The organism is Streptomyces sp. NPDC059003 (genome assembly GCF_042740445.1).
Taxonomy (GTDB): Bacteria; Actinomycetota; Actinomycetes; order Streptomycetales; family Streptomycetaceae; genus Streptomyces.
Map to the genome: position 1 here is coordinate 59,047 of NZ_JBHYJH010000044.1, position 1,769 is coordinate 60,815.

Consider the following 1,769-nt stretch of genomic DNA (forward strand, 5'->3'; position numbering starts at 1 on the left):
CCGTCGGGGGGGCCGGGCGGGCGGGGTCCCCCCGGGGCCCCGTGGGGGTCCACGGCGGGCGGGGGGCGGGCCCCCGCGCCCCGCCCGCCGACACCCCCCTACACCCCCCTGGACCGCCGGGTCCGCCGGGTCCGGCGGCCACGCGTCCCGAAGGTCTCCCGGACGTCAGAGAATCGCGCCGGGCGTGTACGCCGCCGCCTCGGGGTGCTCCTTGAGCACGGCCTCGACCCGCGCGACGACCGCCGCGACCTGGTCGCTCGCCGCGCCGGTGAACGACAGCTTGTCGGCCATCAGCTCGTCCAGCTGGGCGCGGTCCAGCGGAATCCGGGAGTCCGCGGCCAGCTTGTCGAGCAGCTCGTTGCGCTCGGCGCCCTGCTCCCGCATGGCGAGCGCGGAAGCCACGGCGTTCTCCTTGATCGCCTCGTGCGCCTCCTCGCGGCCGACGCCCGCCCGCACCGACGCCATGAGCACCTTGGTCGTGGCGAGGAACGGCAGGTAGCGGTCCAGCTCACGGGCGACGACGGCCGGGAAGGCGCCGAACTCGTCGAGCACGGTCAGGAACGTCTCCAGGAGCCCGTCGAGCGCGAAGAACGCGTCGGGCAGGGCGACCCGGCGGACCACGGAGCAGGACACGTCGCCCTCGTTCCACTGGTCGCCCGCGAGCTCGGCGGTCATCGAGGCGTAGCCGCGCAGGATGACCGTGAGGCCGTTGACGCGCTCGCAGGAGCGGGTGTTCATCTTGTGCGGCATCGCGGACGAGCCGACCTGGCCGGGCTTGAAGCCCTCGGTGACCAGCTCGTGCCCGGCCATCAGGCGGATCGTCTTCGCGAGCGACGACGGCGCGGCGGCGAGCTGCACGAGCGCCGTCACGACCTCGTAGTCGAGGGAGCGCGGGTAGACCTGGCCGACCGAGGTGAAGGCGCGGTCGAAGCCCAGGTGGGTGGCGATGCGGCGCTCCAGGTCCGCGAGCTTGTCCGCGTCGCCGCCGAGCAGGTCCAGCATGTCCTGCGCGGTGCCGACGGGACCCTTGATGCCGCGCAGCGGGTAGCGGCCGAGCAGGTCCTCCAGGCGGTGGTACGCGGCGAGGAGCTCGTCGGCCCCGGTGGCGAAGCGCTTGCCGAGCGTCGTGGCCTGCGCCGCCACATTGTGCGAGCGGCCCGCCATGACCAGCTCCGCGTACTCGGCCGACAGCTTGCCGAGGCGGGCGAGCACCGCGACCGTGCGGTTCCGCACCAGCTCCAGGGAGAGCCGGATCTGCAGCTGCTCCACGTTCTCGGTCAGGTCGCGGGACGTCATGCCCTTGTGGACGTGCTCGTGCCCGGCGAGCGCGTTGAACTCCTCGATGCGGGCCTTCACGTCATGGCGCGTGACCTTCTCGCGCTCGGCGATGGACGCCAGGTCGACCTGGTCGAGGACGCGCTCGTAGTCGGCGATCGCCGTGTCCGGCACCTCGATGCCGAGGTCCTTCTGCGCGCGCAGCACGGCGAGCCAGAGCCTGCGCTCCAGCTTCACCTTCTGCTCGGGCGACCAGAGCGTGGCGAGCTCGGCGGAGGCGTAACGCCCGGCGAGGACGTTCGGGATACGGGGCTTTGCGGGAGCAGCAGTCACGGTCCGCCATTCTACTGGCGGTTTCTGCAGGCCAGCGCAGCGACCGGGTTCGTCGGAAACTACGAGGGACCGGGCGGGGCGCCCCGCACCCTCGTCGGCGCTCCGCGCCTCGTCCTCAAACGCCGGACGGGCTAAAACCCTCGCCGGAGCGGCAGGTATTC

General features: G+C 72.9%; 1 protein-coding gene. It reads right to left on the bottom strand.

The genetic code is table 11. From position 1 onward, the window contains the following. Nucleotides 1-165: 165 nt before the first annotated feature. Nucleotides 166-1,608, bottom strand: a complete 1,443-nt coding sequence (gene purB, locus ACFWZ5_RS17920; RefSeq protein ID WP_384806924.1) for an adenylosuccinate lyase — start codon at nucleotides 1,606-1,608, stop codon at nucleotides 166-168. Between the last annotated feature and the right edge of the window lie 161 nt (nucleotides 1,609-1,769).